A 16,466-nucleotide genomic window follows, 5' to 3' on the forward strand; every position below is an offset into this window, starting at 1 on the left:
TAATTGAGCTTATATAGCGGTTTTCACTCGAGTGAGGTACAACATATCTCCCGTAATGCTTGTGTAGCAAGGCTCCTGCGTACTTCATCCGTCCGGGAACCGCTATATCAGTATTTTAAGGAATTGGGAGTGTTCAGCAAACTGGGTTCGACCAGCCTGGAACCCTTGATTTTCCGTGCCCAGAGCCGAGGGTTACACAAAAATCAGAACCGACATTCCGCAGGTTGACAGTCTTTTTTGGATGTGCATAGAAAAGGTCAATGCTTGAAGCCCTTGCCTAGCAATCGTCTCAGACTAGAGCCGAATTTGCTGTCATGCTCCCGCCTTAACACTTCGCAACCTTGAGAGAGCTCAATTATTGAGACTCATCTAACGAGGTTTCAATGGCTCCGGCAGTCTGAAATCAGATGCACAACTGAAAACTAAAAGCAACCTGCGGAATATAGGTCAGAACACTCTCAGGAATTAGTGCAAAAGCTCTATGCGTAGCTAGCTAACGATTGAGATGAGCCGCCGCAGATAACCCAAAGCACCCGACACATAACCTTTCGGCGGTCGGCTCCATCGATTTGTTAGCCCTCGCAACTACCCTCTAACGATCGCTCACTCCCTGATTCTTGATTTTTCCTTTCTTACCTGCCCTTCGCCAGGTCCGCGTAGATCACAATCTCAATCCCCAGAAATATCAGAAACACCAGTTCTGCCCAGCACAACACTTGAATTCCCCAATGAACTTGGGACACTAGCAGCCAAAAGGCAACGATCGCAGCGATACCCGAAACAACAAACGTCAACTCATCCACAACCAGTTGTTGCAGTTTGCGGCGATGGCGACGGTTATCGCTGCGGTGAGCAATTTCCCAGCCAAAAATTGAATCAATCTCACCCTGTCCCGCTTCTTCTTTAACCTTTTCAACCAGCGTGTAGCGAATGTAGCGACCTAGTGCCGTAATTTTTTCATCGTTAACCAGATATGTCCATCCTAAAATAAGACAAATCCAGGGAATAATCAAAAAGGCATAGTAATTGTTGTTTGCCAGAGAAAAGGAAAGAATACCGCCGAATAGACCAAGGGTGACATACAGCAAGTTATCTCGAAAACCGATGCGGGCTTTTTGCTCGTCTTTGAGCCGCTGATATTCTTGCAAATAAACTTCTAGCAGTGGAGATTTATTGTCAGCCATTGCGTTTACCTTACAACGGAAGATATTGAATCTGGTTGAAATAATCTTCTGGTTCGGCGACTTTTGCAATCAGGTCCAAGTCTCGAACACAATCACCTACCGATACTGCTGTTTGGCGAGCATAGATCACTCCGGCAAAGTCAATTCCTTCTGCTTGACGACGTGATGCTTCAATGGGGAAATCCTCATCTTGCGAAAATAGGACTCGCCCTAACTCCAGTGCCCGATCAAGTAAAGCCGGATCAGGATAACCCCTGCGATCATCTTCTTGAACCGTAAGGATATCAACTCCTCGACGACGTAATCCTTCCGTGATTGCCAGCGGCACATGCTCATCCATATAGAGCGCGATCGTCACAGCAATCCTTGCTCCCGTAGTTTCCGAGCGACTGCTGATTCTCCTACCTGTTGACGGGCATGGGCTGCCCACTGGTCGATCTGCTCAATTTCAGCATCCATATCTGCTTTGTGATCCCAGTAATACGCCAGGGCAGAATGAATCTGGCTCATAGAAAGATGGGGATAGTTGGCGTGAAGTTCGTCGGGATTCCAGCCATAGGCTTTGACAGAGGTAATCAACTCGATCACCTTCATCGTAGTATCGGCGATAACCGGAATTCCATTTTCATTAATTTGAATATATTTGTAGTCTGTAGTAGTGAGAGTCATGATAACTAGCGGGAGTAGAGGTGGACTAATCAGAATTCTTGAATCTCAGGAGTTACCTGCTTCCTCCTCCGATACATCAAACATCAATAGATGCTTGATGAACCCTGCTGCCGCTGCTGCTGCGTAAAGTTGCCAGGGCTTGTCTTTAGTGCCGTCTTTAGTATCGTCCGCATAGTCACACAAGGCACGGACAATAAGACATCGTATCCGTTGATCCCATGCCGCTTTGCTGACACCATATCCTTCCATTTCAATTGCCCGAATTCTTCGGCTATAGGCAGCAATCCTATCTCGCACGTCGGGATCGGCAATGACGTTGTCTCCGGAAGCAATAACACCAATCTCGACTCCAGGGTAAGTTCCAGTATCATTAGGTCGCTCAGCAAGAATGGGAAACTTTCTTTTAGGGTAACTGGTCACCGCAATAGTAGAGGCTTAATGAGAAAGCCTCTGACGACCCAGACTTATCCTGGTAACAGAACAGGAGGCGAGCACCCTGATGAGGCGAGGAGCTCAAAGAGCTGGTCTACCGCGTTTTCACCCTGACGGCGCATCGATTCGAGGAAGCTGACCATCATCGCCACGAGCTGAGCCCCCCACTCACTGCGGGCACCGCCACTGACGTTGCGATGAATCACCACCGGCCGTAGGCCTCGCTCCGCATCATTGTTGTCCGGGTTAACCTCAGGCTGAGAGAGAAAGGTAAACCAGTCTGAGCAATAGCGACGAAACCGGTTGCTCAAGGCTTGAGAATCAGCGGTCCAACGCCCGTTGGGGGGGTGCTCAAGCACATGGGCTAATTCTGCCTCGACAATCGGCCGCAGCGCTTGGAGTTCGCCGAGACTGAATTGACCCCAATGATAGTCCCGGTGGGCCTGCCGAGCGGTCTGAATAATCGGCAAGATGCGCTGGGCGAACTCTCGATTTTCCGGGAAGCGAGAGATTGTCAATGCCTTTAAGTCCCGCTCAATGTGGGCCCAGCATTTCTGCTTGGCGGCGGCCGATTGCGGCCCGTAGGCGGACCAGCAGTCGCTGCTGAGGACGCCCGCAAACTCGCCTCCCAAAAGCGCGTTGACTTCTGCCGAACTGCGGGTAGGGGCAAAGAACAGCACACAGCACTCGGGGGCGGTGGCAATCCACAGCCAATGATTCACCCCGTTCAAGCGATAACTGGTCTCATCGACACAGCGCACCCCCGGCTGTTGAATCCAGCTCCACCAGTGCTCATAGGCCGGTTGTAAGGCCTCGCAAAACCACTGATGCAGCTTCGCCAAACTCCCCTGAGACATCGGAATCCCGAAGATACTCTCGACCACATAGCGCTGTTTTGACCACGATAAGTTGCCGCCATACCCCAGCCAACCCACCACACTACTCAAGCGGCCGCCATAGCTAAACCCCTCCCGGCATCCCAGCGGCAAGTCCTGATAGCCTTGCCACTCGCAGGCGGGACACCGATACAACGGTCGCTCGTACTCCCAAATCTCGACGAGCTCTGGCACTAATTCGGCCACTTGCTGTCGCTTTGTCCCTTGGGGTTGGCGCTCCACTGCACCGCCGCAGATCGGGCAACTCTGCATGTCGAGTAACACGCTGTGGTCAATCCAACCAAAGCCATGGCGGGTCGTGCCAGGGTGGTTGTATTTGGGGCCTCGTTTTCGCTGGGACTTTTGCTGATCCCGCTTCGGTTTCTTGGGGCCATCAGAGGATGGCGGCTGTGAGCTGGTTTCACTGGTCCGCCGGGTTAGCTTCCTGAGCTTCTCGCTCAGGGTCTCGAACTGCTCCTCGAGCTCTTTCACCCGTTGCGTCAGGCGCTCTGTCTCCGCTCGTTGCTCGCAATAGCGCTCGTACCCGTACCTCGCCCCTTGCTCTTCAGGGTCGATCTCGGAGAGGGTTGGCTCTGGCTGCGGTGGCTTTTTCATGTCCTCTACTCTACCGACTTTTGCCTGTTTCGCAATAGGTGGGTCTTGTTGCGGTGACTAATTACCTTTTAGGAACCGCTTTTGCCAGGTTCAAAAGCCATTCATCAGCAGGAATTTGCTCAGGTTCTTCGAGTTTGCCTTTAGGGGTCAATTTACCGAGTTCAAAGTAATAAACGCTCTCTCCAATGACTAAATCACCGAGAATTTGCAGGTGGAAAGGGTAAGGGATTACGGCGCAGATCCAAAATTTTGAGTTGGGGTAACTCTTCGAGTCAATCAGGGCAAGTTTCAATTTGGGTAAACGTTCACGTGAGGCGTAAAGGAATGTGAAATCCGGCCATGGTCATCCTCTGGTAATTTAAGGAACTATGGATGAGCAATATCTCAATCAGCCAGAGGGAATTCCTTTAGAAGACTGGGAGCGCACTCCAGTCAGCGTCAAGCAACTGGTTGGCCAGTTGAGTCAGCGCCTGGTGCAGTTAGAGCATCAATACCAGGACATGCAAGCGCAGATGCAGTTGCTGCAAGAGCAACTCAACCGGAACTCAACCAACTCATCGCAACCCCCGTCATCCGACCCGCCGCAGGTCGAGCCCCGTCGTCGTCGCCGCAACCGAGGTCGAGGCCGAGGCGGTCACCCCGGCCATCCCGGCCACCATCGCCGGTTGTTTGCGCCTGAGGCGTGTGAGACTATCAGCGATCATTATCCCGAGACCTGCGCCAACTGTGGTGCGGCCTTGAGCGGAGAAGACCCGAATCCCTATCGGCATCAAACCGTGGAGATGCCACCGGTCGTCCCTCAAGTGAAGGAATATCGCTTGCACCAACGGGTCTGTCCCCAGTGTGGTCATCGGACTCGTGCCAAATTGCCAACCGGTGTTTCTAGTCACGTTTATGGGCCTCGAGTCGTCGCTACGGTCGGTGTGCTCAGTAGTCTGTATCGCCCTCACAGCGCCTGGTGCAACAGGCCATGGCCGATTTATTCGGCCTCCCAATAGCCCTGGGCAGTGTCAATAATCTGCGCCAACAAGCCAGCGAGGCGGTGGCTGAACCGGTCGAGGTCGCCAAGACCTATGCTCGCCAACAACCGATTGTGGGCTCAGATGAAACCAGTTTTTCCCAAGGCAATGTGGATGGTCACAATCCTGAGGGACGTCAAGGTTGGCTCTGGGTGGTGGTGACGCCCTGGGTGAGCGTCTTTGAGGTGTTTCTCCATCACTCCCAACAGTCCGCCCAGGCCCTCTTAGGCGCAACGTTCGATGGCATTTTGATTTCAGATCGCCACAGCGCCTACACCTGGGTGGCCTTGGAGCGTCGGCAGCTCTGTTGGGCGCACTTGAAACGAGACTTCACCAAAATTGCCGAGCGCACAGGGGTGTCTCAAGGTTTAGGTGAGGCGCTGCTCGAGCAAGAACAGGCGTTATTTAAGCTCTGGTATCAGGTTCGAGATGGCACCTTAGCGCGTCCACAGTTTATCGAGGCGGTGAAGCCGATTCGCGAGCAGGTGAAGGCCCTGCTCACCGAAGGCGCTAGCTATGCCATCGGCCCTAAAGAGAAGACGCCGTTGGCGAAAACGGTGCGCACCTGTCAACGCTTATTAACGGTGGAACCGGCCCTCTGGCTCTTTATCACAGTGGAGGGGGTGGAACCGACTAATAATGATTCTGAGCGAGCGTTGCGACCAGCGGTCATCTGGAGAGGCATTAGTTTTGGCTCCCAGACGAAGGCCGGCAGTACCTTTGTGGCTCGAATGCTGACGGTGATAGCAACACTACGTTCTCAAAATCGCAGTATCCTCGAGTACATGACTGAGGCCTGTCGGGCAGCCCGTGAGGGGAAACCGGCTCCTTCATTATTGCCGCAAACTCCTAATACACAAGAGCGGGACTCACTTGCGGCTTAATACCCACTGGTCGATTACGGTTTCAAAGACTCGACCAACAATCTTTCACTACGCCTGCACAAATCACTCAGAGGGCTAACGGTGAAAGCCAGCGGCGGTAGGTGACCTATGCGGCTTGGCCAGAGCTTTTAGACCGTCCGCTGCGCTGAGGTGGTACGCCCGGCACGGGCGTGAACTAATGGGGTGAAAGTCCCCTGTCGGAGAACCAGTGTCCAAATGCTCGAAAGCTAATTGGAGCCGAGAGACACCAACGACTAGCTTAAGGCAAGGGCGTTTCCGCGAGGGAGGGTCTGGAGGAAGCCAGCGGCAAAGCTGCGAGCCGACGGACAGAAACATCATAGAAGGCCGAGATTCCTGGGGCGAGTCTGCCACACAAGACAAAGCCCTCTGGTTCAGGGAACACGGTAAATGGCGCGGTTGTGCAGGGACAGTTCACGGTCTTATCCGGGGAGGTCTGCCCAGGTGCAGCCAGGGGCGCTAGGGAAGTCGGACTGAGGGCCATCCCGAAAGGGCTGGACAACCCACCGAATCCTACGGCAACTCAGGCAGCGCGGCTAACGGCAACGTGAGGCGAACTGGGCAGAAGTCAGCCGAGGTCATAGTAGCTGCGTTGGCAGCGAAGGACCGAACAGTGTCAAATAAGGAGGAGCCATGACGGACTCAGACGTATCAATGAACCTGGATAGGGGAGACACGGTCTGGCGCACGGTCATGCAGCCAGCCTTAGACATCAACCTGATGGCGAAGGTGGTAGCGAAAGCCAATCTGCAGAAGGCATGGCAACGAGTGAAGTCAAACCAGGGAGCACCCGGCAGTGACGGGATGTCTCTGGAAGCCTTTCCAGGCTATGCCCGCGAGCATTGGCCCACCATTCGTCAGTCCTTGTGGAATGGAACTTACCACCCTCAACCCGTGCGGCGGGTGGTAATACCCAAACCAGGGGGTCGAGGGGAAAGATTGCTCGGTGTGCCCTGTGTGGTCGACCGCGTGATTCAACAAGCCATTCTGCAAGTGCTCACGCCAATCTTTGACCCCGGCTTTTCCGAGTCAAGTTTTGGCAGTCGCCCCCAACGCTCGGCTCATGGAGCCATTGCCCAGATAAAGGGCTATCTGAAGGAGGGCTATCGCGTCGCGGTGGATTTGGACTTAGAGAAATTCTTCGATACCGTTCATCATGATGTGCTGATGTCCCGCGTTTCACGCAAGGTGCACGACAAAGTGCTTCTGAAACTGATAGGCCGCTATCTACGAGCTGGCGTCATGGTGGACGGCATCATCCAGGCAACGGCATGGGGAACCCCGCAAGGGTCGCCCTTGTCGCCGCTGCTCGCCAACATTTTGTTGGCTGAACTAGATCAGGAACTGGAGCAGCGAGGCCACCGCTTTGTGCGCTACATGGATGACTTGGTCATTCTGGTCAGAAGTGAGCGGGCAGGCAAGCGGGTCATGGCTTCTGTGAGTCGATATCTGACCCAAAAGCTGAAGCTGAAGGTGAATCGGCAAAAGTCCCAGGTAGTGAATGTCCATGACTTGGAATACCTCGGATTTCAATTTCGAGGGATCCGAGTCTATTGGTCGGACCAAGCCTTTGCAGACTTTAAACACCGACTGAAAGGGCTAACGGCCCGCAGTTGGCGCGTCTCAATGGCCCATCGCCTGGAGCGATTGAACCAGTACTTGAGAGGCTGGATGGGTTACTTTGGCATCTCGCAGTATTATCACTCGATACCGGATCTCGATGGATGGCTGAGGCGTCGCCTTCGGATGTGTTACTGGAAACAGTGGCGTCGACCGCGCACGCGCATTCAGAAGCTCCTGGAATTGGGGACGGATAAGCGTCATGCGATTCGGACAGGCATTAGCCGTAAGGGCTATTGGCACCTGTCGCGAACGCTGGCAACGCAAACGGGGATGACCAATGAGTGGTTAGCAAAGCAAGGATTGTTGTCGATACGTGACCTTTGGATGAAAGCCCAGGGTTACATTTAACAACCCAGGTTAGTGTTTGCTCCTTGATGCTGAACCGCCCTGTGCGGACCCGCTTGCAGGGTGGTGTGGGAGGGGGGATTCGTGAGGATTCTCCCTATCCCGATTTAGACCGTTTACGGCGACTTGGGCTTAACCTCGAATTCCATCTTAGAGCGATAAAAACATATGTCGAACTCCACAAAAAAGTTCGTCTGACCTAGAATCAATGGTGCATTGGGGCCTTTAGTCCAAGCAAAGGCTAATTGAACTGGAGCGATATCTCCAACTTGAACCATCGCGGAGAATGGTGTAGCTGGTTGGTTGCCCAAATTTCCTGCCAGTTGAATGATTGCTCTGCTGTCGTCCCAGGTGGCCCCAAGCTGTAGACCCAGTTCATAAGGCATAACGTTGACGGTTGCGCCACTGTCAACCAGGCCGAGGGCTTCAACTGTACGCCCCTCGCGACGAAGAATGAGCGGCACCCGTGGAAGACTATCGAACTCGTTCTGGGAGGTATCGGTGGTGGAATAGCGGAAACGCATGACAATTAAGCCTGATCCGCTGACTTTAAAGCTTGCATTAACGTAGCGCCCGCCCCAAAGCTGTTGTAGGGGGTCGGCAAATCATAGGTTTTGAAGGGTTCCAAGGGCGAGACATCCTCTGCTGCTTCTAGATCCTCTGCCAAAATCCGAATCAGCTTAAGTTTTTCTGTGATAGAGAGTTGTCGAATGGCGGGAAGAACATCAATAAGAGTCATTTTTCAATGTCTAGGATAAAAAACTGTTAGCTCTTCAAGTCTAGCCAATTTTGTGCTGGCTCGGTCGGACACCGAGCAACCTTCAGCGATTTTTCAATACTACAGAGAAATATCTAGTTCCTCCTCCTTACACAGGTTTTGGCTTTCACGGTCTAACTCTATGTTTTCAACGCCGATTTCTATTACGTTCCGTCACCCTAAAATAGGTCTCTATCATTGACGAAAGAAAAGCGACAATTATGAAGATACCTCCACAAATTACGCCAAACCATAAATTTGACTGAGATGTTAAGCCTCCATGAAAAATTATTGCCCCCGCAAGAAGCACAAACTGTGGTTCGAGTTCTTTTCTCATCATCAATTTCCCAAAGAACAAAAAACAATCGCTGAGAATCTGAATCGTCGGTCTAACTTGTAATTGATCAGCATTACCTCCCTCGAAGCGGTCTAATCCACCTCTGCGGAGGTATTATCTACCATTCGTGCTAGATAATACTCCTCAGGGAAGATATAGCCAGCAGAAAACCGGTCTAATCACCCGATTGAGGGGGGTATCCATCATCTATGCAATCTAATCACCCTAAATCCAGGGATTAGGCGGCTAGAAAGCTCGATAAGATCCCAATCAGGGGTGTTATCCAGCACTTGACGCAGATAATAGCCTTGAAACGGTGAGTTATCCGGCTAACTTCAGCAAAACTTTATTTAGAGTATGGATATATTCCAGTGTGATATTTAGTACACTAGTCCTACTCATGTGTCTGCTACTCACCCATGGAACCCCGACCTAGGAAGCTGCTCGACCAGGTTCGAGATGCTATTCGGCTGAAACATTATTCCTATAAAACTGAGCAGACCTACGTAGGTTGGATTCGTCGCTATATCCTTTTCCACAACAAGCAGCATCCCAAGGAAATGGGTAGTGCTGAGATTGAGGCATTCTTGACTCATCTCGCTGTTGAACAGCAGGTGTCAGCCTCGACTCAAAATCAGGCATTCAGTGCTCTGCTGTTTTTATACCGTCAGGTCTTGAACCAAGACTTAGGTAGCTCTATCAATGCTGTCCGGGCTAGGCCATCCCGGTATTTGCCAACGGTGCTCACCAAGGCTGAGGTGAGATCAATACTCAGCCGGGTGACTAAGAGTCCCGGCCTCGTGATTCAGATACTCTACGGTAGTGGCTTACGGCTCAATGAAGGATTGCGGCTACGCGTCAAAGATTTGGATTTTGCCCAGCGTCAAATTATCGTCCGTGATGCCAAAGGCCACGAAAGTCGAGTCACAATGCTCCCAAGCAGTTTGATTGACCCTCTACGGCAGCATCTACAGCATGTGAGGCGGCTTCATCAGCATGATTTAGACCGGGGGTATGGTTCGGTTTATCTTCCCTTTGCATTAGAACGCAAATATCCCTATGCCGATCGCGCCTGGATTTGGCAATTTGTATTTCCGTCTCTATCAAGATCCAAAGATCCGCGCAGTGGGCTGGTTAGACGACACCATCTACATGAAAGTAGCGTGCAGCGAACGCTCAAACAGGCAGTTCGGGAGGCCGGTATCCCAAAACGAGTCAGTTGTCATACGTTTCGACACAGTTTTGCCACCCACCTGCTTGAAGATGGCTACGACATTCGCACTGTGCAGGAACTGCTAGGGCACAAGGATGTAAAGACGACTATGATTTATACCCACGTGCTGAATCGAGGTGGGTGTGGGGTACGTAGTCCGCTGGATGGGTAGCTGTGCTAGTTAGCCTGTAATTGTTGAGTCGGTGGGACCAACATACAATAGAACCACACCTCAATAGGTTGCCTGTTGCCTGCTGGAACAGAGCCGTCCCATGGTCCACTTTCAGCCCTATCTCCTGACTGCCCGTGACTTTATTTATCGCTACTTTATTTATCGCTATGGCGATGCCTCTCAGTACGAACTAATTGATGGGGAGTGCATTGGCTTGGAACTGACTGGAATCCATGAGCAGGTCGCGGGCTTTATCGGGCGAAAGTTGAACGTTGCCATTGATCAGCAAGATCACCCCTATAGCAATCCCATTTAATTCATGAAAAGCTTCCGTACATGTGGAGTTTGGGGAAATCCAAAGATATCTAGTCTAAAGAACTGCTCAAATAGCGCTTTGAGGGCTGAAAAACAGGGCTTTAAGCCCGACATCCGTCGTAACCAGATCTTCGCCTGCAACCAGGCATCTTCAATTGGGTTTTGACTGGGATCATTGGGCGCAAACTGGACACAGTGGAGCTTCCAGTCCTCCGGGGCCAATCCCGCATTTACCTCCGCCAGAAAGGCTCGTAAGTCGTGGGAACGATGGTAACTCGCTCCATCCCAAAGAATCAGCAAGCGCTGACCAGGAAATTGGGGTTGCAAACACTGGAGATAGGCAATGGTTTCGGTGGTGTCCCCTTTGGCATGGGCCTGAATCACCAGGCGTTTTCTGAGCAGATCCAGTGACCCGTAGTAGGTTTGACGGTCCCGTTCATTCACGATGGGCATCTCAATCCGCTCATCGGTGCGGCCCCAGACATATCCTTGCAAGTCGCCACTGAGCCAATGAGACTCATCGACCAACAGAACTCTCAGGCGTCCGGCTTCAATCTCCTCCCGGTAGCGCGCCAACAACCGTCGGATTTCGACTTTTTTGCGGCCACCGCCTTGGCATCGGCTTTGGGATTGACTTTACTGGTCTTTTTTCAACTGATGCCAGCCGCCTTAAACAAGTCGTAGTAGCTTTGCTTGGACTCATACACGACATCGTAATGTTCAGCCAGATGCGACTCTAATTCGCTTAACTCCCAGATCTTCTTCGTTCGTAACCATTGCAGGACGGCTTCCTTGGCCTCTGGGGTTAGATAACTCTGACGTCCTTTATGTTGGGGCCGAAAGCCAGCGAGACCTTCCCGTTCATAGACCTGTTTCCATTTGCTTAGGGCCCCAACGAGACATCCAAAATCGCGATGATGGCTTCGTAAGTGTAATCCTGATAAATCAGTTTGACGGCGAGCACTTTTTTCACTTGACGACCATCCCGCTCAGTGCGGATGAAGGTTTTGAGCTCTTCTATCGCAGTCGTTTTTTTTGGCCGATTCGGACAGAGCAACAGGCATCGGGAAAGACCTCAGTAGCCTAGTTTAGGTAGCTTCCGTAATTATACTGAGATGTCTTCACAAATCATTCCGGATTGCTATATTACAACCACTAAATCACTGAATTGACCATCTCTATTGCTAGAGTTTTACGTTATGGGTATCGCGGCTTACAGGGACCGCGCCCCACAGGTGTGAACAAACCGAGTCACCATCTCAGGACAGCCGCCCCAGTGCAGATGCACATAGGAAGCTTGCAAATGGCCCCGATGCCAGCCCTCATTCCCCAGGCTGGTCGTGGCATCGTAGCGGCGCAAACGATACAAGGGCGCCTCCGGGGATTGCAACAGCTGGGAGCGATGGAATTCATGGCCCCACACCTGGACTCCCTGGGGTAACAGCAGGCTATCTTGCAAGGCCGTCGCCTGGCGATAGCCCAGGGTCAATCGTGTGCCCATCTGTACGGTGGTGGGCAAGACCCCCACCATGGGCCAACGGCGACCGTCAAAGTCAATGATGCGATCGCACAGATACATCAGCCCACCACACTCCCCATAGGTCGGCAGCCCTCTGGCTACGGCCTCCTGTACCTGCTGCCGCAGCCTGCAATTATGGGATAGCTCTTCAGCAAATACCTCCGGAAAGCCGCCGCCGAAGTACAGTCCCTGGATATCATCCGGCAGGGTCTGATCCTGCAGTGGGCTCCAATACACCACCTCGGCCCCGGCTTGCTGCAGTAAAGCCAGATTATCAGGATAGTAAAAGCTAAAGGCCCGATCCCAGGCCACCGCGATCCGCGCCGATGCTAACGGCTGGGGCAGGTTATCTAAGGGAGCTTCAGGAATCTCCCTCGGCGGCTGACGCCACCACGGTTCCAACTGCTGCCAAGCAAAACATTGCTGACCCAGAACCGCCAAGCGTTGCAAGATCTGCCGCAGCTGGGGGAGTTCATCGGTCGGCACCAACCCCAGATGGCGATCGGGAATGGTGATATCGTCCTGACGCCGCAACACTCCCAAGATGGGCATTGAGATTCGATCTAGAGCCGCCCTCAGCAGGGCCAGATGCCGCTCACTCCCCACCCGATTCAGCACCACCCCAGCCATCTTGAGACCAGGGTCTAAACTGCGGTAACCATGGGCCAAGGCCGCCACCGACCCAGCCAGACGACTAGCATCCAGCACCAGCAGCACCGGCAATTCCAACAGGCGAGCAATGTGGGCCGTACTGGCCCAATCGGTGACGCCAGTAGCGCCATCAAAGAGCCCCATGACTCCCTCGATCAGGGCATAGGGCCTATCCCTAGTGTGTTCCCCATATACCCACCGTACATAGGCTTCTGAAGTCAAGACCGGATCCAAGTTATAGCAGGGGCGATTCGTCACCTGGCGGTGAAACATAGGATCGATATAGTCCGGCCCCACCTTAAACGACTGCACCCGCCGCCCCTGTTCCCTCAGAGCCGCCAGCAATGCCAGCGTCACGGTGGTCTTGCCCACTCCACTGCGTTCCCCCGCGATGACCAATCCCATAGGCTATGCCATTAATCGGCGGATCATGGTGAAAAAGATGGGATCCGGCAACACCTTTCGCAACCCCAGCAACAATCCGGCATTGCCCCCAGCGGTGTAGCGTAACCACCAAGAACCGTCGGTGGCAGCCCGATAAATGGCCTCAGCCGTTATCTCTGGAGACGACCCCTCACTCTCCATCTGCATGGCTGCGGCCACTCGCCAACCCCGTTGCTGAAAGATTCCAGCCGTTGCCTGACCAATGCCCGAAGGGGCCCCTGTAATCAAAACAGTTTTGTCCACTGATGATATTTCCCAAACGGGATGTCTGTATGGCAGTGATGTACAGGCGACACGATACCTCAGCCCCCACGGCGGCGTAGTTAGCCTCTTCGAGAGCAGCCCCTCCAAACCTAAAAGCATCCCCTGAGCAGAGTTCAAGGGGACGCTTGCTTGGCGCTATTGCCGACGGTGCCGGGCATCTACTCCAAAACCGCTATTATTCTAAGCCATGCCGTACCTCATCAACGGTAAGGTGACCCGTGAGCCCCAGGAGGGCAACGAGGATTAGCGGGTGGCATAATCAAGCCACAGTGATTTATTCTCTAATCCTCATGGAGGCCAGTGACCAAACAGCCCTACTCGATTATTTAGAACAGTTTCTGACCCCAGCTCGTCGGGCCAAGATCGATGCCGTGTTGGCTCAACGCACTCGCCATGTAGCCGTGGTCTTAGAAGATATCAACAGTCCCCACAATGCCAGCGCCGTCCTGCGTACCTGTGATGCCATGGGGGTACAAGACATTCATATCATCGAGACCCACAACCGCTTCAAGGTTAATCAGGGGGTCACCATGGGCAGCAATAAGTGGTTAACGTTGCATCGGTACAATCGAGACGCCGCCAACAATACCCAGATCTGCTTTCAGCACCTGCGGCAACAGGGTTATCGCATCGCCGCCACCACGCCCCATCACCAAGCCTATGTTCCCGAAGACATTCCCCTAGATCAAAAGCTTGCCGTAGTACTGGGCAGTGAAGTGAAGGGACTGTCTGACGATGCCCTGACCGAGGCCGACCTAACCTTGCAAATCCCGATGGTGGGCTTCAGTGAAAGCTTTAATATTTCTGTCAGTGCGGCCCTGTGTCTATATCCCATCACCCGGCGGTTGCGGGCTACTTCCTTAGCGTGGCAGCTAACACCAGCGCAGCAAGAGGCCATTCGTCTGGAATGGTATCGGGCCTCGCGGCGCTCCATTGATGAGTTGGAAAAACGCTTTTGGCAGCAACGACGGCAGGCAGCCGGGCCTTCTTAAAGACATTGAACAACTCAGCTGAGAGCCCTGAAAGGCAGGCGTTCTATACCGGTGTTGGGAGAGCGCACTACAGACCACTGGAGCCTGCGCGGCAAGACTGAATTGATCAGGACTCCCCCACTCCCCTACTCAGCCAGACGGTGCACAAATTCACGCCGTCCTGTACTAGGGGGTGTATTCAATCTCAGCCTCGAAGCCAGCTTCCCTCAGCCGGGTGGCTTGTTCCTCGGCTGAGGCTCGATCGGGGTAAGCCCCAACCTGCATCATCAGGTGGCCATCGAATTGCACCCGAAAGGCGTCAGGCACCTGAGCTTGTACTTGGGCTGGGGTAATTTCCTGCCCTAGGGGAACAAGCACCCGGTAGTGCAACCCCAGAGCAGACGCGCGCGAGGGCGGTGGCGGCGGGCTTTCAGGGCTGTTGGCGGGGGTCTGGCTTAGTGTCAGGGTAGGTAGAGTACCGTCTTGGCCCATGGGAATGCGGGCACCGGGAACCTCGAGTGGGGCCGATTCCCTGGCTTGAGGGGGTAACTCGGGCAGAGACGGCTCTTGCTGGGAAGACTGGGAGCTGGGTAGAGATTGCTGGGCCGGCTCAGCCGGGCTGTCCCTGGCAACCGTTGTCTCAGACACTGTTGGCGTCACCGGGGGAGGAATGACGGTCAACGCAACGCTCTCGGAACTATTGATGCCCTCGGGGCTATGAGGAGTGGTAGTCTGACCGGCGGCTAGGTGTTCTCGTAGGCGGTCCAGGGTTAAAGCCGGTTGCTGTTGCTGCTCCCATCTAGCAGCAGAGGCAGCGGCAATGGCTGGAGGCTGGTTACCAGATGCGATCGCATCTCCATCTCCATCTCCATCTCCATCTCCATCTCCAGCCTCAGCCCCACTCAGGTTCTCAGTCCTTGCCTCAGCCACCGTATTCCCAGAACTATCTCCACTGTCTGCCAGCGACTCGGCATCGCCCACCGTAGGGGCAGCAGCCGGATCTTCTGGGACATCATCATCGCTGCTGGACTGTTCTGCGGCTGGGGCCGTTGACTGGCCTTGAGCCAACTCCCGCAGGCGGGCCCTGAGGGCAGATAAATCGGAAGAGCTCGAGGCAGCCGCTGCGGCTGGGTTAGGCAGTGTCACGGTGTCGTTGCCGGGCAGATGGCCCAGGGCTGCCGTAGTCTCAGCCTCATCGCTGCCAGACGCGCTCTGATCCGTGCCTCTGGTGGCTGCGGCAGCTGTCTCGGCAGCATGCCCAACCGCCGTCTCAGGGAAGGCTGGCTGGCTGGGGGCAAACTCCACCACACCATTGCGCCGGTTTTGGCTAATTTGGTTCTGCTGCAGCAGGGGTTGGGCATTGGCCTGAATCACTAAGCCATCTTGGTTATGGCTGATCTGGTTATTGGCCAGCCGTGGCGTTGCCCCTGGCAACACGACAATCCCAGTACCGGTGGCTTCGAACACGTTCCCTACCACTTCTGCCTGAGAAGGGCCGCCAATGATCAACCCCGCTACCTCATTCTGGGTAAAGTAATTGCGCCGAATCTGAGGGGCCCCATTGCCGACGATGTAAACCCCAGACCGTCCGTTGCCGATAAAGGCATTGTCCTGCAGTACCGGGCTGCCCGACTCAATCCACACCCCATGGCCACCATGGGGGTTAGAGACGATCACATTGCCAAGGCCAGCCCGATCCACCGCCAAAATCGCCACCGTCTGGAGCCCCTCTGCCGGGCTCAGATATCGATCGCCGCCACGAATCACCACCCGTCCCCCTGGGCTGCCTTGCACCGTCACCCCAGGTCGCAGCCGTAGGGGAAATGTCTCCCCAGTGGCAGCGCTATACTCCCCGGGCGCCAACAAAATCACTGTATTGGGCTGGGCCTGGCTGAGGGCCTGGGTAATTGTCTGCAGGGGCCACATCTGACTACCATCCCCGATGCGATCGCTACCCGCTTCCGCATTGACATGAATTAACTGATAGCCACGGGCCAGCTGCCCATCCTGGCGGGACGGACGGGAGGCTCCTGCTGGAGACGTCTCTGCTGCCATCGCGATAGCCGCATCAGCTAGGCCATATAGTAGGGTGCCACTGACGGCAGCCAGGGCCAGGAAGGGAAAACGGAGTATCACCATAGGACACACTCATACAGCAT

General features: G+C 53.9%; 15 protein-coding genes and 2 pseudogenes. 5 read left to right on the plus strand and 12 right to left on the minus strand.

Annotation, left to right across the window (positions count from 1 at the left end; genetic code table 11):
* Window positions 1-632 precede the first annotated feature (632 nt).
* From XM38_RS04080 to XM38_RS04105, 6 genes are all read right to left on the minus strand, one after another.
* Window positions 633-1,184, minus strand: a complete 552-nt coding sequence (locus XM38_RS04080) for a hypothetical protein (protein WP_080809494.1) — start codon at window positions 1,182-1,184, stop codon at window positions 633-635.
* 10 nt (window positions 1,185-1,194) lie between these two features.
* Window positions 1,195-1,542, minus strand: coding sequence for a DUF5615 family PIN-like protein (locus tag XM38_RS04085; RefSeq protein WP_080809491.1), 348 nt, complete (start codon window positions 1,540-1,542; stop codon window positions 1,195-1,197).
* Complete coding sequence (locus XM38_RS04090; protein ID WP_080809488.1) at window positions 1,539-1,853, minus strand: DUF433 domain-containing protein; 315 nt, start codon at window positions 1,851-1,853, stop codon at window positions 1,539-1,541. Before XM38_RS04090 ends, XM38_RS04085 begins: the two co-directional genes overlap by 4 nt.
* 45 nt (window positions 1,854-1,898) lie before the next feature.
* Window positions 1,899-2,273, minus strand: a complete 375-nt coding sequence (locus XM38_RS04095; RefSeq protein WP_080809485.1) for a 5'-methylthioadenosine/S-adenosylhomocysteine nucleosidase family protein — start codon at window positions 2,271-2,273, stop codon at window positions 1,899-1,901.
* Between the two features lie 44 nt (window positions 2,274-2,317).
* Entirely contained in the window at window positions 2,318-3,775 is a 1,458-nt protein-coding gene (tnpC, locus tag XM38_RS04100; RefSeq protein ID WP_080809482.1) for an IS66 family transposase, read from the minus strand.
* 61 nt (window positions 3,776-3,836) lie between these two features.
* On the minus strand, window positions 3,837-4,067 hold the full coding sequence (locus XM38_RS04105; protein ID WP_088429152.1) for a nucleoside phosphorylase-I family protein: 231 nt from the start codon (window positions 4,065-4,067) through the stop codon (window positions 3,837-3,839).
* A gap of 76 nt (window positions 4,068-4,143) precedes the next feature.
* Here XM38_RS04105 and tnpC (XM38_RS04110) point away from each other — a divergent pair.
* Window positions 4,144-5,678, plus strand: a pseudogene (gene tnpC, locus XM38_RS04110) (IS66 family transposase).
* A gap of 651 nt (window positions 5,679-6,329) precedes the next feature.
* Window positions 6,330-7,667 carry a group II intron reverse transcriptase/maturase gene (gene ltrA / locus XM38_RS04115; RefSeq protein WP_080809480.1) on the plus strand — a complete coding sequence of 446 codons (1,338 nt, stop codon included), beginning with the start codon at window positions 6,330-6,332 and terminating at the stop codon, window positions 7,665-7,667.
* 113 nt (window positions 7,668-7,780) lie between these two features.
* Here ltrA and XM38_RS25720 read toward each other — a convergent pair whose 3' ends face one another.
* The gene (locus XM38_RS25720) at window positions 7,781-8,188 is read right to left on the minus strand and encodes a pepsin/retropepsin-like aspartic protease family protein (protein ID WP_187329268.1); all 408 of its coding nucleotides are present in this window, start codon (window positions 8,186-8,188) and stop codon (window positions 7,781-7,783) included.
* Window positions 8,189-8,193: 5 nt separating this feature from the next.
* Window positions 8,194-8,403 (minus strand): hypothetical protein, encoded by a 210-nt coding sequence (locus XM38_RS04125; protein ID WP_080809479.1) that lies wholly within the window; start codon window positions 8,401-8,403, stop codon window positions 8,194-8,196.
* Window positions 8,404-9,177: 774 nt separating this feature from the next.
* Between XM38_RS04125 and XM38_RS04130 the strand changes: the two genes are divergently transcribed.
* Both XM38_RS04130 and XM38_RS04135 read left to right on the plus strand, forming a co-directional pair.
* Window positions 9,178-10,143 (plus strand): integron integrase, encoded by a 966-nt coding sequence (locus XM38_RS04130; RefSeq protein WP_080809476.1) that lies wholly within the window; start codon window positions 9,178-9,180, stop codon window positions 10,141-10,143.
* A 100-nt stretch (window positions 10,144-10,243) separates the two neighbouring features.
* Entirely contained in the window at window positions 10,244-10,459 is a 216-nt protein-coding gene (locus tag XM38_RS04135; RefSeq protein ID WP_080809473.1) for a hypothetical protein, read from the plus strand.
* 1 nt (window position 10,460) lies between these two features.
* Here the strand turns inward: XM38_RS04135 and XM38_RS28630 are convergent.
* From XM38_RS28630 to XM38_RS04150, 3 genes and pseudogenes are all read right to left on the minus strand, one after another.
* Window positions 10,461-11,479: pseudogene (locus XM38_RS28630) on the minus strand (IS630 family transposase).
* Between the two features lie 192 nt (window positions 11,480-11,671).
* Window positions 11,672-13,033, minus strand: coding sequence for a cobyrinate a,c-diamide synthase (locus tag XM38_RS04145; RefSeq protein WP_088429154.1), 1,362 nt, complete (start codon window positions 13,031-13,033; stop codon window positions 11,672-11,674).
* A 3-nt stretch (window positions 13,034-13,036) separates the two neighbouring features.
* Window positions 13,037-13,315, minus strand: coding sequence for a hypothetical protein (locus tag XM38_RS04150; protein WP_088429156.1), 279 nt, complete (start codon window positions 13,313-13,315; stop codon window positions 13,037-13,039).
* Between the two features lie 290 nt (window positions 13,316-13,605).
* Here XM38_RS04150 and XM38_RS04155 point away from each other — a divergent pair, with 290 nt between their 5' ends.
* Complete coding sequence (locus XM38_RS04155) at window positions 13,606-14,328, plus strand: TrmH family RNA methyltransferase (protein ID WP_202978822.1); 723 nt, start codon at window positions 13,606-13,608, stop codon at window positions 14,326-14,328.
* Between the two features lie 165 nt (window positions 14,329-14,493).
* Here the strand turns inward: XM38_RS04155 and XM38_RS04160 are convergent, their stop codons facing one another.
* Complete coding sequence (locus XM38_RS04160; RefSeq protein ID WP_088429158.1) at window positions 14,494-16,446, minus strand: DUF1565 domain-containing protein; 1,953 nt, start codon at window positions 16,444-16,446, stop codon at window positions 14,494-14,496.
* Window positions 16,447-16,466 lie beyond the last annotated feature (20 nt).

The organism is Halomicronema hongdechloris C2206 (assembly GCF_002075285.3).
GTDB classification, from domain to species: domain Bacteria; phylum Cyanobacteriota; class Cyanobacteriia; order Phormidesmidales; family Phormidesmidaceae; genus Halomicronema_B; species Halomicronema_B hongdechloris.

Excerpts from the sequence above, each read along its gene's own strand:
- tnpC (WP_080809482.1), bottom strand. The coding sequence starts at position 3,775 with ATGAAAAAGCCACCGCAGCCAGAGCCAACCCTCTCCGAGATCGACCCT.
- XM38_RS04130 (WP_080809476.1), top strand. The coding sequence starts at position 9,178 with ATGGAACCCCGACCTAGGAAGCTGCTCGACCAGGTTCGAGATGCTATT.
- XM38_RS04160 (WP_088429158.1), bottom strand. The coding sequence starts at position 16,446 with ATGGTGATACTCCGTTTTCCCTTCCTGGCCCTGGCTGCCGTCAGTGGC.
- XM38_RS25720 (WP_187329268.1), bottom strand. The coding sequence starts at position 8,188 with ATGCGTTTCCGCTATTCCACCACCGATACCTCCCAGAACGAGTTCGAT.
- XM38_RS04080 (WP_080809494.1), bottom strand. The coding sequence starts at position 1,184 with ATGGCTGACAATAAATCTCCACTGCTAGAAGTTTATTTGCAAGAATAT.
- ltrA (WP_080809480.1), top strand. The coding sequence starts at position 6,330 with ATGACGGACTCAGACGTATCAATGAACCTGGATAGGGGAGACACGGTC.
- XM38_RS04125 (WP_080809479.1), bottom strand. The coding sequence starts at position 8,403 with ATGACTCTTATTGATGTTCTTCCCGCCATTCGACAACTCTCTATCACA.
- XM38_RS04135 (WP_080809473.1), top strand. The coding sequence starts at position 10,244 with ATGGTCCACTTTCAGCCCTATCTCCTGACTGCCCGTGACTTTATTTAT.
- XM38_RS04145 (WP_088429154.1), bottom strand. The coding sequence starts at position 13,033 with ATGGGATTGGTCATCGCGGGGGAACGCAGTGGAGTGGGCAAGACCACC.
- XM38_RS04090 (WP_080809488.1), bottom strand. The coding sequence starts at position 1,853 with ATGACTCTCACTACTACAGACTACAAATATATTCAAATTAATGAAAAT.